This window comes from Geodermatophilus obscurus DSM 43160, from assembly GCF_000025345.1.
Lineage (GTDB): Bacteria > Actinomycetota > Actinomycetes > Mycobacteriales > Geodermatophilaceae > Geodermatophilus > Geodermatophilus obscurus.
On sequence record NC_013757.1, the window covers coordinates 2,970,624 to 2,983,558 of the forward strand.

A 12,935-nucleotide genomic window follows, 5' to 3' on the forward strand; every position below is an offset into this window, starting at 1 on the left:
GAGTGCAGCGGCCTCCATCGGTCCGGTAGTACGACGTCCGGACCCGGACCGGGCGTGAGTCACCGAGTTACACTGCGCACCTACGGTCGAGGAGCCAGGTGAGCGATCGGCAGTTCGAGGCCCTGTCGCGGGACGTCGACGAGGCGGTCCGCCGGCGTGCCCGACTGGTGCAGGACGTGCTGTCGCTCGGGCCCGCGCGGGCTGCCCGGGCACACGGCGTCACCAGGCAGACCGCCTCGAAGTGGGCGCAGCGGTACCGCACGGGCGGAGCAGCACAGCTGAGCCGGCCCGCCCACCGACGCCGGACGACGGAGGAGCTCAGGCACGCCGTCCTCACCGCGCCGCTGTGGATGCCCACCACCAAGTGGTCGAGTCGTTCCATCGCTGACGCCCTCGGTGTCAGCCAGTCCTTCGTGGCGCGCGCATGGGAGGCCATGCGGTCCGGCACCGCAGTCAGCGAGGACCTGACCGCCGCGACCGCCGGGCGTCGACCGGAGGTCCTCGGCCTCCTGGTGACGGCGGAGCACGCCGTCCTGGCCCTGCAGCTCCTGCGCCCGCCCGGACGGGAGGACCCCGCCCCACCGCCACGCGTCGACCCGGCGGTGCACCGGTCGCTGCGCACGGTCCTGGCGTCCGACCTGGTCCGCCGCGAGGTCCCGGCGACTCCCACCACCGGTACGGAGCCGTTCTGGGACGAGGTGGTGAACGCCGCCGACCCGGACGCGACCCTGATGACCCTGGAGTCCCAGGCGGCTCCCGTGCCGGCCGAGGTGCCGGTTCGAGGGGTGTGCCGGGACGTCGACGAGTGGCTCTCCCTCTTCCCGGTCCTCGTCGGCTGGGGGCCGCTGCTCTCCCCCGCTCCGGCACTGCAGCTGGAGGGCGAACTGCGCTCGTGGGCACGGGAGCCCCGCCGCGCGTTCACCTGGGTGCGCCCCGCCACCGGGGCGGCACGGAGCCCCGGATCCGCGGCCCGGCCCCCGATGCGTCACCTGGGACCGGAACGAGTTCTCGCCGACGAGATCGTCGCGGCCATCCGGCAGGGCATCGCGGAGGGCCGGATCGCCGGTGGGGACCGCGTCACCGAACGCTCCCTGGCGGGTCGGTTGCGGACGTCGCGGGCCCAGGTCAGGACGGCGATGCGACTGCTGGAGAGGGACGGCCTGCTCACGATCACGACGGGGCACGCGGCGGTGGTCCCCGTCGTGACGACGAACGACGTCGTCGAGACGTACGCCGCCCGGCGCGCGCTGGGAGCCCTGGTGATGCGAGCCGCCGTCCGGTGGTCCCCGCAGGAGCGGCAGTCGGTCGGGGAGTCGCTGGACGCGCTGGAACGGTGCGCCGCGACCGGCGACGTCCACCGGACCGGCGAGGCGGACATCGCGTTCCAGAACGCCCTCGCCGAAGCCTCGGGCCTGGTCCGCATCGCGCCCATGCTGGAGGTCCTGGCGGACCACCTGCGCATGTTCATCGCCGTGATGGGGCTGGACTACGCCTACCCGATCGATGCGATCCTCCGTGACGATCGCGCCATCTTCGAGGCCATCGACTCCGGCGACGGCGAGGCCGCGGCGGAACGGTGGCGCGTCAAGATCGACGACGCCGCCACCTACATGCTCGGACAGCTCGCTGCCGCCAGAGCGCGGCCCAGCGGGAGCACGTGAGCACGGGTCGAGGACGACCTGGGGACGAACACCCGGACCACGTCCCGTGGAGCGTCCTCGCCGGAGCCACCCGCCGGGAGGGCCGACCGCAGCGCGGCTGCCACCGCCCGATGCGGCGCCTCCGTGCGCCGGAGTCCCCGCGCGCGGCCCCACCGGCTGACCGTTGACAGTGGTCCACGTAGCACTGTTTCGTGTGGCGCTACCGAAGCGCCGTGCGGAACGGAAGGTGTGCCATGAGCCCCGACGACCCCGAGCGCGCCACCCCTGCCGCTCCCCGAGACCCCCGGGAGCACACCCGAGCCGCCGACGGCGACGTGACGGTCGAGGAGACGGTCCTCGTCACCCCCCGCTACGTCCACGCCGCGCCCGATGACGACCGGATGCACCCGCGAGCCGCCGACGTGGACCACCCGGTCGACAGGACCGTCTTCGTCACCGGCCTCGCTGTGACCGTGGCGTTCGTGCTCTGGGGTGTGCTCTCGCCGACGTCGTTGGCCACGGCTGCCTCCTCGGTCCTGGCGAAGATGATCGACGCCACCGGCTGGGTGTACGTGCTCGTGACGGTCGGCTTCGTCGCGCTCATGCTGCTGCTCGCGCTCTCGCGCTACGGGCGGATCCGGTTGGGCCGCGACGACGAGCGGCCGGAGTTCAGCACCGTCTCCTGGATCTCGATGATGTTCGCCACCGGGATGGGCATCGGGCTGATCTTCTGGGGCGTCGCCGAGCCGCTGTCGCACCTGCTCACGCCGCCGTTGGGGCTCGTCGAGGCCGCGACGCCGGAGTCCGCCCAGCTCGGCATGGAGTACACGATCTTCCACTGGGGCCTGCACCCGTGGGCGCTGTACGGCGTCGTCGGGCTCGCCCTGGCCTACGCGACGTTCCGCAAGGGCCTGCCCAACCTGCTCAGCTCGATCGTCTTCCCGCGGAAGGACCCCGCGCACCCTGCCCGCCGGGCCGTCGACATCTTCGGCCTGTTCATCACCACCTTCGGGGCGGCCACGTCCCTGGGGCTGGGCGCCCTCCAGATCAACAGCGGGCTGACGCGGGTCTTCGACGCCCCCCAGAGCAACACCGTCTCCATCGTGGTGATCGTCGTGCTGACCGCCCTGTTCGTGGTCTCCGCGGTCAGTGGCACCGAGCGGGGTATCAAGTGGCTGGCGAACACCAACGCCGGGTTGGCCGTCGGGATCCTGGTCTTCGTGTTCGCCTTCGGGCCCACGATCTTCCTGATGAACACCTTCGTCGAGTCCTTCGGCGGCTACCTGGCTCACTTCGTGCCCATGTCGTTCCGCACCGGTGCCAATGGTGGCGGCGAGTGGCTCGCCGGCTGGACGATCTTCTACTGGGCGTGGTGGATGTCGTGGGCCCCGTTCGTGGGCACCTTCATGGCCCGGATCTCCCGAGGGCGGACGATCCGCGAGTTCGTGATCTGCGTGTTGATCGTCCCGACCCTGGTCAGCACCGTCTGGTTCGTGGTGATGGGTGGCACCGCCATCCGGTTCCAGCTGAGCGGGGTCACGGACATGGCCGCGTCACTGGACACCGGCGTCGAGAACACCCTGTTCGCCATGCTCGACGCGATGCCGTTCTCGACGCTCACCGCGGTGCTCGTCGTCGTCCTGATCATGCTGTTCTACGTCGCCGGAGCCGACGCGGCGTCCCTGGTGCTCGGGATGCTCTCCCAGGGCGGCTCGCTCCACCCCCGGACCTGGCTGGTGGTGACGTGGGGATCGATGATCGGCGCGGTCGCGATCGCCCTGCTGCTCGCCGGAGGTCTGGAAGCGATCCAGACCACGGTGATCGTGATCGGGGTCCCGTTCCTGGTCGTCATGCTCGGTGTCTGCTACAGCCTGCTCAAGCAACTGCGCAGCGAGCCGGTGGTCACCACGGTCCCGCCTGGTGTCCGCACGGTGGTCGCGGAGATGCGATCGAACACGGTCCAGCCGGACCCGGCCCAGCAGCCGACGCCGGCCGGCCCCGAGAACGGCGCCGCCGCTCCCACCCGCGAACCGACGGCGTCACAGACACCGACCTGACGCCCGGTGGACCCCTGCCCCGCACCTGCTGTGGGGAGCCGGTCGTGACCGGTACACCGGGCTCGTCGTTCCGCCAGGCCACCAGACCCGGGTACGACGTGCCGCGGTCGGTCGCGTCGGCCCGGACCCGCGAGGCACAGCCCGAGGTGGACGCCGCGCTGGTCCGTACCCACGCTGCGCTGCACCGCCATGATCTGGCAGCTGCGCTGCTCGTCGGCCCGGTGGACACCCGGTACGTCTCCGGGACCTCCACCATGCCGGTCTGGACGCTGCACGTGACCGACCGGTACGTGCTGGTGCCGGCCGAGGGCGAGCCGATCCTGTGGGCGTACGCGTCGGCACCGCTCGAGCTAGTGTCTCCGCATCCGCACCTCGAGACCCGGACGGCGACGAGCTGGTCGGGCTTCGGGTCTGCGGAGCGAGCCCAGGACCGAGCCGAGCGGTTCGCGGCGGAGGTGGCCGACGCGCTGCGGGAGCGTGGGATCCACGACGCCCGGATCGGGGTGGAGAGACTCGACGGGTACGGGTTCCTGGCCCTTCAGACGGCCGGTCCGCACCTCAAACCGGTACAGCTGGCGATCGAGCAGGCGCGAGCCACGAAGGGCGCGGCGGAGCTCGAGCTCATCCGCCGGTCGGTGCGCGTCTGCGACGCGGCGATGACCCACCTGCACCTGGCTTTCCGGCACCGCACGATGAGCAGCCGTCCGGCGTCTGACGGGCTCCCGAGCTCTTGACTCCCCTCGAGACAGCGTGCTGCACTCACCTGGTGGACACACCCATCCACTCAGTGGTCACCACCGGGCCGGCCGGCTCCTGAGCAGGTCCACGCCGCACCAGCACCGATCCGGCGAGCTCGTCCCTCCACCCAGGAGACGCATCATGACCGTGCAGCTCGAGCGCCCCGCCGGTCCCGACGTGGTCGACCTGGTGGCGCGTCGTGTTCCCGGGTACAGCCTGGAGGCGCCCTTCTACACGAGTCAGGAGGTCTTCGACCTGGACGTGCGCGCGATCTTCGCCGCGCACTGGCTCTTCGCGGCCGCCGAGGCGGAACTCCCCGAACCGGGCGACTTCGTCACCGTCGCGGTGGGCAGCTACTCCGTGATCATCGTGCGGGACGACGACGAGGAGCTGCGTGCCTTCCACAACGTGTGCCGGCACCGCGGCTCCCGGCTCCTCGACGAGCCGCGCGGCAGCGTCGGGAACCTCGTCTGCCCCTACCACCACTGGACCTACGGCGTCGACGGTCGCCTGCTGCACGCCGACAACCAGCCGGCCTCGTTCGACCGCAGCTGCTTCAGCCTCAGGCCGGTCCACCTGCGCAGCATCGGCGGTCTGGTGTTCCTGTGCCTCGCCCATGACCCACCGGCCGACTTCGACGAGGTCGCCGCGCGCATCGAGCCCTTCCTGGCCCCGTACGGGCTACGTCGGGCGAAGGTCGCCCACCAGGACGACATCGTCGAGACCGGCAACTGGAAGCTCGTCATGGAGAACAACCGCGAGTGCTACCACTGCGACGGCCACCCCGAGCTGGTGAGCGCCTACTTCCCCCTGTTCGGCTACTCGCGCGAGGACCTCCCGCCGCGGCTGCGGCCCGTCTACCAGCGCTACGACGAGGCCGCCGCCGCGCTCCGGTCGGCGTGCGTCCGGCAGGGCTTCCCGGTCGAGGGAGCTCGGGAACTCGACACACGCGCCACGGGGTTCCAGCTCTCCCACGCCCCGCTCGACGGTGCCGGCAAGTCGTTCAACACGAACGGCGAGTCGGTGTGCAGCAGGCTCATGGGGTCCATGACCACCGACCGCTTCGGTGACCTGTCCCTGCACGTGCAGCCGAACTCGTGGTTCCACGTGCTGGCCGACCACGCGGTGGTGTTCTCCGTGCTGCCGCTCGCCCCCGACCGGACCCTCCTGCGGACGACGTGGCTGGTCCACCCGGACGCGGTGGAGGGCGTGGACTACGACGTGCCCACCCTGACCAGGGTCTGGCAGGCGACGAACCAGCAGGACGGGACCCTGGTGGCCCGCACCCAGAGGGGTGTCGAGGACCCCGGTTACCAGCCGGGCCCGTACTCGACGGTCGAGGGGGACGTCGAGGCCTTCGTCACCTGGTACGTCTCCCGGCTGGCCGCTCACCTGTCCCGCTAGGGACACGTCGACGACCGGGGCCGCAGAACCGCAGAGGTGGGACATGGACGACACGGAAGGCGCGACGAGGTCACCGGCCCTGCCGGGCCCGGGACCTCGTCGCCGCACGACGACCGGTGACGAGGGAGCCAAGCTCAACCAGTCGGTCAGGAAGGCGATCACCCTGCTGCGCGCGGCCGCCGACGACGACAGGGCGAACGTCTCGTCGCTGGCCAGGGCTGCGGGGCTCCCCCGGGCCACGGCCCTGCGGATGATCCAGACGCTGGAACAGGAGGGCTTCCTCCTCCGGGTCGCGGGTGACGACCGGGTGCTCCTCGGGCCGGAACTGCTCCGCCTGGCCCGGAACACCGACGAGGGCCTCCTCCTCCTCGAGGCAGCCCGCCCGGTCGTCGGTGAGCTGGTGGCCGCGGTCAGGGAGACCGGGACGCTTAGCGTGGTGGCCCCCGACGGGGGCCTGGACCTGGTGCACCAGGTCGACGCGCCCCACCATCTCCGACCGGGATCCTGGGTCGGACAGCGGTTCCCGCTGCACGCCAGCGCGAGCGGGAAGGTGCTGCTCGCCACGTTCGACGACGAGCAGCTCGAGCGTTTCCTCCGCAACCCGCTCGTACGCCTCACCCCGTCGACGATCACGACGGCCGACGACCTGCGCGTCGACCTCGGCCGCGTCCGCGAGCAGGGTCATGCCCTCTCCGTCGACGAGGCGGAGGAAGGCCTGTCGGGCGTCGCGACGGGCATCCACGGGCAGGCCGGCGAGCTCGTCGGCGTGCTCACCGTCAGCGGCCCCACGCAGCGACTCGACGGGCGCCGGGCGAGACGCGCGGCCGACCACCTCGCCCGCGCGGCCGGCCGCATCGAGGCAGCACTCCATCGGGGGCCGGCGCGCGCCCGGGCCCTCTGAGCCGACGTCGTGCGGATCCTGCACGCGGCGGTCACACCCCGGGCCTGCGCGTCCGACCGTCCACACCCAGCCCGTCGCCGGCCGACCCACCCGGTGCCCGAGCCAGCACGTCGAGAGGCCTTCCGATGACCGAGCCCTCCAGCCCCGTGGCGGTTCTGGATGCCGTCCCGCCGGTGCGGTCCCCCGCTGGTGGGCACGCCGGTCTCACAGCCCACCCGTCCGCGCTCCCCGTCTGGGGGGACACGGACAACTGCACGCTGGTGTGCCGGCAGGTCCTCGACATCACCCACGACGTCAAGACGTTCCTCTTCGAGTCCGAGGACCCCGCGCTGTTCCACTACGACCCCGGTCAGTTCATCACCCTGCGACTGCAGATGGGCGGCCGCGCGGTCGACCGGTGCTACACGATCTCCACGCCACCGACGCGGCCCCACCTGATCGGGATCACGGTCAAGCGGCAGCCCGGAGGGCTGGTGTCCAACTGGCTGCACGACACCATGGGCTCTGGGCAGCGCATCTCCGCCGACGGACCGTTCGGGCTCTTCTCCGTCGCCCGCCACCCGGCGGGCAAGTACCTGTTCCTGTCGGCAGGCAGCGGGATCACCCCGCTCATGTCCATGACCCGCACGTTGCACGACCTCGGCGCGGACACCGACGTCCTGTTCGTGCACAGCGCACGGACGCCGTCCGACATCGTCTTCCAGCGCGAGCTCGACGTGATGGCGAGCGTGGCGCCCACGCTCCGGGTCGCCCACGTCTGCGAACGCGACTCCCCTCGGGAGCCGTGGGTCGGGCTGCGGGGCTTTCTCAGCGACGAGATGCTGCGGGTGCTCGCCCCCGACCTCCAGGAGCGCGAGGTGTTCTGCTGCGGACCCGCCCCGTACATGGCCGCGGTCCGTCGGATGCTCGACACGGCGGGCTTCGACATGACGCGGTACCACGAGGAGTCGTTCTCGTTCGGGGAGCTCACGGTGGAGGCGGCTCCCGCACCGGCGGACTCCGCCGGTGCCGACGGATCCCAGCCGCCGAGCGCTGGAGCACAGCCCGTCGCCTTCTCGGTGGAGTTCGTCCGCAGCGGTCGCACCTTCATCTGCGGCGCCGACGAGAACGTCCTGGACGCCGCGTATGCGGCTGGGTTGGCCCCTCCCTCGTCGTGCGGCCAGGGAATGTGCGGCACCTGCAAGACGACGATGCTGTCGGGCAGCGTGGACATGCAGCACCAGGGTGGGATCCGCCCGCGTGAGATCGCGCAGCACAAGCTCCTCATCTGTTGCTCCAAGCCGCTCAGCGACCTCCGGATCGACGCCTGACGCGCCCGTCCGCCCCGGTCGACCGGCCCAGCGCCGGCCGCCCTGGCACGAGGGCGGCCTGGGTCCGCCGTCCGGAGGACGGTCTGACGCAGGACGGCGACCCGTCGCCGGCCTCACCCACGGCCGAACGCCGACCGACCTCGGCGCGTCCAACTGATCAGGCAGCAGGTGCGCCAGGAGCACCTTGCCGGCCGACGTCGCGTGCACGAGGCTGCGCTGCCCCACCCGGCTCGGAGCACGGGCGCTGACGTCCTCGTGCGCGAGCACACGGCATCGACGCGGGGCGGCCGGCGGGCCAGCTCGGGGGTGGCTGCCGTGCCGGGTCGGCGCTCGGGCTCAACGGTTCCGCCGGATCCGCCGCTTGATCAGGGGGATCACTGCGGCCAGGATGATCATCGTCAGGCTCACCGCCGACGCGTGCTCGTCGATCAGCAGCACGAGGTCCACCGCCCGCTGCCCGAGCCCGTAGCCGAGCCCCGCGACCAGGCCGGTCATCAACAGGGCACCCGCGAGGTCGAGGAGGAGGAAGGTGGCCAGGCGCATCCTGGCCCAGCCGGCCATGGCGTAGACCACCGCGGTGGGGACGCCCGGCAGGACGGCGAGGACGACCGCGGCCCGGAGGATCCACGGGTTCACCTTCGTGGCGTGGGCGGCGACGCGCTGGGCGCGCTCGCTCGTGGTGAGCATCTTGATGATGCCCCCGCCCCACCGCCGTCCGATCCACCAGGTGAGCCAGTCGAACTTGACCATGCCGACCGCACCGGCGACGACGACCAGCCAGAGCGGGGTCTCGCCGATCCGGGCGAATGCTGCGGCGGCGCCGATCGCCGTTAGGTCGCCGGTGAGGAACTCCAGGGCCACCGGGTGCGAGGCGAGCAGGAACGGCTCGAGCGGCCGCAACACGAGCCCGAGCGCCACCACCGCCAGGATCGCGGCCATCAACGCCACGTCGACTCGGGTGGCGGGTCCCTGCCAGGGAGTGAACCGACGCCACCGTGTGGTCGTCGGCAGCTGATCGCCGACCGGGTCGAGGTCGAGAGTCCCGGTCGGTGCGGCGCTCGTGGTCCGGTGGGCAGCGACTGACCGGCCGGTGCAGCGCCGACCGCACTCGCGCACCCAAGAAGCGAGTTCAACCATGGACGTCTGCGCCGGGTCGTAGGTGACCACCGCGGTCTGCGCGATCGGGTCGGCCTGCACGGCGAGCACGCCTGGCCGCTGTCCGAGCGTCTCCTCGGTGAGCGCCTTCTCCGTGGCCCGGTGCGCCCCGGCGACCTCGAGCACCGCCGTCGTCCGCTGAGTCGGCATGACACAGGCCTCCTCGATCCGGGTCCTGCGCTCTCCGTCAACCGTATACCCCGTCGGGGTATTCCTTGGCTGAGACCGCGGACGCCGGTGCCGGCTGTCTCGGTGCACGCTCCGATCGGTTGCGCCTGTCGGGTGGCACGGCGGACGGCGGACGGCGGACGGCGGCCAGCGTGAGCGCCGAGCGGCGATGGTCTGACGGCGTGCCGTTGGCGGTTGACGTTCGGGTCGAACACCAGCGGGCGACCGCTGGCCGATCCTCGCTCGCGGCGATGCTCGCGCTGCTCGCTCGTGACCGGAATGGTCGCCGCGATGCCTCTGCTCGGTATGGGCAACCACTACGAGGCGCTCGCCGAACCCGCGGGACGTCCCCCCGAGTTCGGCGGGGATGTCACAGATGGCCGGCGTTGTCTCGTCACCGTTCTGAGAGCCGATCCTCGGAACAGGAAGGTGATGGTCATGCGGGTGTTCGTGGCTGGTGGCACCGGGGTCATGGGGCGGCGACTGGTGCCGCAGCTGGTGGCCCGGGGCCACCAGGTGACCGCTACGACGACGAGCTCGGGCCACTTGGGCCTGCTGGAGCAGCTGGGCGCCGACGGTGTCGTGATGGACGGGCTGGATGCGGTGTCGGTCGGTGAAGCCGTGGCGGCCGCCCGGCCGGACGTGATCGTGCACCAGATGACCGCGATCAGCCGCGCTCACGCCGGCAAGCCCGACATCAAGCACATGGATCGGTTCTTCGCCACGACGAACCGGCTGCGCACCGAGGGGACCGACCACCTGCTGGCCGCGGCCGAGGCGACCGGCGTCTCCCACGTCGTCGCCCAGGGCCACGCCAGTTGGAACGGGATCCGCGAGGGCGGGTGGGTCAAGACCGAGGAGGACCCGCTGGACCCGGGGCCGCCGAGCATGCGCAAGGGGATGGCGGCGATGCGCCACGTCCAGGACGTCGTCGTCGAGGCCGGCGGCGCAGTCCTGCGATACGGCGGGTTCTACGGGCCGGGCGCCACCGATGACGTGGTCGAGCTCGTGCGCAGGCGGCAGTTCCCGCTCATCGGGGGTGGCACCGGCTACAGCTCGTGGATACACCTCGACGACGCGGCGAGCGCGACCGTCCTGGCCGTGGAGCAGAAGGCGACCGGCGTGTTCAACATCGTCGACGACGAACCGGCGCCGGCCAGCGAGTGGCTGCCCTACCTGGCTGCGTGCACGGGCGCGAAGCGGCCCGTGCGGATCCCCACGTGGCTGGCCAGGCTGGTGGCCGGGGACGTGGCCGTGACGATGATGACCGAGGGGCGCGGCTTCTCCAACGCCAAGGCCAAGCGCGAGCTCGGCTGGGAGCTGCGCTACTCCTCGTGGCGGCAGGGCTTCAAGGAAGGGTTGCCGTGACCCGGGCCGAGGAGTTCGAGGAGCTGCGGTCCCTGCTGTTCGCGATCGCCTACCGGATCCTCGGCAGTGTGAGCGAGGCCGAGGACGCGGTCCAGGAGACCTGGCTGCGCTACCAGGCCTCCCCGACACGACCCACGTCGACCAAGGCCTTCCTCTCGGCCGTCGTCACCCGGATCTCGATCGACGTGCTGCGCTCGGCCCGCGTGCGGCGGGAGGAGTACGTCGGACACTGGCTCCCCGAGCCGCTGCTCGACGACCCGTACGAGGATCCGGCGCGCTCGGCGGAGTTGGCCGACTCGGTGTCGATGGCGGCCCTGTTGCTGCTCGAGCGGCTCAGCCCGCTCGAACGGGCGGTCTTCGTGCTGCGGGAGGTGTTCGGGTTCGGCTTCCCCGAGGTCGCATCGGCGGTGGGGAGGTCGGAGGCGGCGTGCCGCCAGCTCGCTGTGCGGGCGCGCCGCCACATGGACGCCGGGCGCCCTCGGTTCGAGGCCGACCGAAGGGAACGCGAGGAGCTCGCCGAGCGGTTCTTCGACGCCTTCAGGGACGGCGACGTCGACCGGCTGCGGGAGCTGCTCGCCGCCGACGTCCAGTTGGTCGGGGACGGCGGCGGGAGGGCGCCGCAGTTGGCCAGGGCCGTCGTCGGCGCCGCGAAGGTGGCTCGATTGCTCGCCGCCATCGTCCCGCCGATGGCCCGGATCCACGTGACGTTCGAGCCGCGCGAGATCAACGGCCAACCGGGCGCGATCTTCCGCGACCGGGACGACAAGGTCCTCCACACCTGGACGCTCGACATACTCGACGGGCGGATCCAGACGATCCACTCGCTGATCAACCCCGACAAGCTCGGGCACCTGGGTCCGGTGGCGGACGCCTGGGCCGTCGCCCGCGAGGCGGCCCAGGCTCGCCGGCTCACGGATTGACCCGAGAACGAGACGGTCAACGCAAGAGCCCAGCACCCGCGAACTCCGGCGAGCCATCGAGATGCTCTCAGGGCGTCTGTTGCTTCTCCCCCAGCAGACGGAACTCCCGTTCTCCCACCGTGACAGCCAACCCTGCGCGATGGGTGACCTATCTGCCGCGGTCCTCGACAGCTGCCCGGAGTACGTCGGTGTCTTCCAGCCGGCTCGGCAACCTCGAGCTCGACGTATGTGGAGCAGGCCTGGTCAGTTCCTCGTCTCCCGCCACCTGCACCGACTCCCTGACACCCGGTCGACCACGACGCCGGCGGGCACGGCGACGACGGGGCCGCCGATCGGCCGCGATGAGCCTGATGGACAACGCCGTGACTCTCTCCCGACCTCGTTGCCGGTCATCGGCAACTTCCCGCGGCGCGAGTTGACCGGCCACTGCCGTGTCCGGGGCCGATGACCGGCGGGCATGGTGGGCTCAGGTTCGCGGAGGCGTGGCACATCCCCGTGCCCCGGGACCTCGGCTGTCGGCCGTGACGTGCCCGTGCACCGGGTGCACGACGCGGCCGGCTGCCGTGGTGCCGCCCGATCCGGCCGGCCGCCAGCGTCGCCGGCCGGCCGGACGCACGTCGAGGAGGGGTGACCCAGGTGGACGCACACACCGTGCCGACCCCCGGACCTGCCGTGCCCGCCAGGTTCGCCGCACACCGTCCGTCGCCGGTGACCGGTGGCGGGCTGCTGGCCCTGGCGCTGGGCCTGCGGGCCCGGGGCCTGCGCGGCCTGGACGTGCTGCGGCGCAGTCAGGACCGCGAACCACCGGCGAGTGGCTGACCCTCCCGGGTCCTCCGCCCTCGCTCCGCGCGTTCCGCTCCGGTGGAACGCGTTCCCGTCACACCAGGAGAACTCCATGACCACCCTCAGCCCTGCTCCCACCACCGCGTCCCCGGACTGGGCGCCGTTCCGGGTGCTGCTCGAGACCCAGCGGGCCGACTGCGTCCGGCAGCGCGAGCTCGCCCTTGCCGAGACCGCCACGTCGATGCCGGACCTGGTCACGGTCAACCGCGCGGCGAGCCTGCTGCGCACCATCGAGGAGATCGAGGCGGCGCTGGAGCGCATCGCCGCCGGCACCTACGGCACGTGCGTGCGCTGTGGGAGCGCCGTCCCCGCCGAGCGGCTGGAGTTCCGGCCCTTCGCGGCCGCCTGCGTCTCCTGCCAGGAGACCCGCTGAACGGACCACGCCGCGGCCGCGGCGTCGTCGTCGCCGGCGGCCACGGCATGTGGGGCGT

The 12,935-nt window shown here is 71.9% G+C and carries 11 protein-coding genes; 10 read left to right on the forward strand and 1 reads right to left on the reverse strand.

Going from position 1 to position 12,935, the window contains the following annotated elements; all coding sequences use genetic code 11:
* Window positions 1–98 precede the first annotated feature (98 nt).
* The 6 genes from GOBS_RS13940 to GOBS_RS13965 all read left to right on the forward strand — a co-directional run bounded on the left by GOBS_RS13940 (window position 99) and on the right by GOBS_RS13965 (window position 8,050).
* Window positions 99–1,661, forward strand: coding sequence for an FCD domain-containing protein (locus GOBS_RS13940; protein ID WP_012948911.1), 1,563 nt, complete (start codon window positions 99–101; stop codon window positions 1,659–1,661).
* A gap of 233 nt (window positions 1,662–1,894) precedes the next feature.
* Window positions 1,895–3,697 (forward strand): BCCT family transporter, encoded by a 1,803-nt coding sequence (locus tag GOBS_RS13945; RefSeq protein ID WP_012948912.1) that lies wholly within the window; start codon window positions 1,895–1,897, stop codon window positions 3,695–3,697.
* Window positions 3,698–3,741: 44 nt separating this feature from the next.
* The gene (locus GOBS_RS13950) at window positions 3,742–4,431 is read left to right on the forward strand and encodes an aminopeptidase P family N-terminal domain-containing protein (RefSeq protein WP_012948913.1); all 690 of its coding nucleotides are present in this window, start codon (window positions 3,742–3,744) and stop codon (window positions 4,429–4,431) included.
* 145 nt (window positions 4,432–4,576) lie between these two features.
* The gene (locus GOBS_RS13955) at window positions 4,577–5,839 is read left to right on the forward strand and encodes an aromatic ring-hydroxylating oxygenase subunit alpha (protein ID WP_012948914.1); all 1,263 of its coding nucleotides are present in this window, start codon (window positions 4,577–4,579) and stop codon (window positions 5,837–5,839) included.
* Between the two features lie 43 nt (window positions 5,840–5,882).
* A complete protein-coding gene (locus GOBS_RS13960; RefSeq protein WP_012948915.1) occupies window positions 5,883–6,740 on the forward strand; it encodes an IclR family transcriptional regulator in 858 nt (285 codons plus the stop codon).
* 125 nt (window positions 6,741–6,865) lie between these two features.
* Window positions 6,866–8,050 carry an FAD-binding oxidoreductase gene (locus tag GOBS_RS13965; protein ID WP_012948916.1) on the forward strand — a complete coding sequence of 395 codons (1,185 nt, stop codon included), beginning with the start codon at window positions 6,866–6,868 and terminating at the stop codon, window positions 8,048–8,050.
* Between the two features lie 336 nt (window positions 8,051–8,386).
* Here GOBS_RS13965 and GOBS_RS25490 read toward each other — a convergent pair whose 3' ends face one another.
* Window positions 8,387–9,355, reverse strand: a complete 969-nt coding sequence (locus tag GOBS_RS25490) for a VTT domain-containing protein (RefSeq protein WP_012948917.1) — start codon at window positions 9,353–9,355, stop codon at window positions 8,387–8,389.
* 456 nt (window positions 9,356–9,811) lie between these two features.
* On the opposite strand from GOBS_RS25490, the gene GOBS_RS13975 reads away from it, so the two are divergent.
* From GOBS_RS13975 to GOBS_RS13990, 4 genes are all read left to right on the forward strand, one after another.
* Window positions 9,812–10,741, forward strand: a complete 930-nt coding sequence (locus GOBS_RS13975; RefSeq protein ID WP_041242296.1) for an NAD-dependent epimerase/dehydratase family protein — start codon at window positions 9,812–9,814, stop codon at window positions 10,739–10,741.
* Window positions 10,738–11,661 (forward strand): RNA polymerase sigma-70 factor, encoded by a 924-nt coding sequence (locus tag GOBS_RS13980; RefSeq protein WP_012948919.1) that lies wholly within the window; start codon window positions 10,738–10,740, stop codon window positions 11,659–11,661. Before GOBS_RS13975 ends, GOBS_RS13980 begins: the two co-directional genes overlap by 4 nt.
* Window positions 11,662–12,297: 636 nt before the next feature.
* A complete protein-coding gene (locus tag GOBS_RS13985) occupies window positions 12,298–12,480 on the forward strand; it encodes a hypothetical protein (RefSeq protein ID WP_012948920.1) in 183 nt (60 codons plus the stop codon).
* A 76-nt stretch (window positions 12,481–12,556) separates the two neighbouring features.
* Window positions 12,557–12,877, forward strand: coding sequence for a TraR/DksA family transcriptional regulator (locus GOBS_RS13990; protein WP_012948921.1), 321 nt, complete (start codon window positions 12,557–12,559; stop codon window positions 12,875–12,877).
* Window positions 12,878–12,935: the final 58 nt, after the last annotated feature.

What these genes read in the sequence shown, in the direction of transcription:
- GOBS_RS13945 (WP_012948912.1), top strand. Translation starts at nt 1,895, where the DNA reads ATGAGCCCCGACGACCCCGAGCGCGCCACCCCTGCCGCTCCCCGAGAC.
- GOBS_RS13955 (WP_012948914.1), top strand. Translation starts at nt 4,577, where the DNA reads ATGACCGTGCAGCTCGAGCGCCCCGCCGGTCCCGACGTGGTCGACCTG.
- GOBS_RS13960 (WP_012948915.1), top strand. Translation starts at nt 5,883, where the DNA reads ATGGACGACACGGAAGGCGCGACGAGGTCACCGGCCCTGCCGGGCCCG.
- GOBS_RS13965 (WP_012948916.1), top strand. Translation starts at nt 6,866, where the DNA reads ATGACCGAGCCCTCCAGCCCCGTGGCGGTTCTGGATGCCGTCCCGCCG.
- GOBS_RS25490 (WP_012948917.1), bottom strand. Translation starts at nt 9,355, where the DNA reads ATGCCGACTCAGCGGACGACGGCGGTGCTCGAGGTCGCCGGGGCGCAC.
- GOBS_RS13975 (WP_041242296.1), top strand. Translation starts at nt 9,812, where the DNA reads ATGCGGGTGTTCGTGGCTGGTGGCACCGGGGTCATGGGGCGGCGACTG.
- GOBS_RS13990 (WP_012948921.1), top strand. Translation starts at nt 12,557, where the DNA reads ATGACCACCCTCAGCCCTGCTCCCACCACCGCGTCCCCGGACTGGGCG.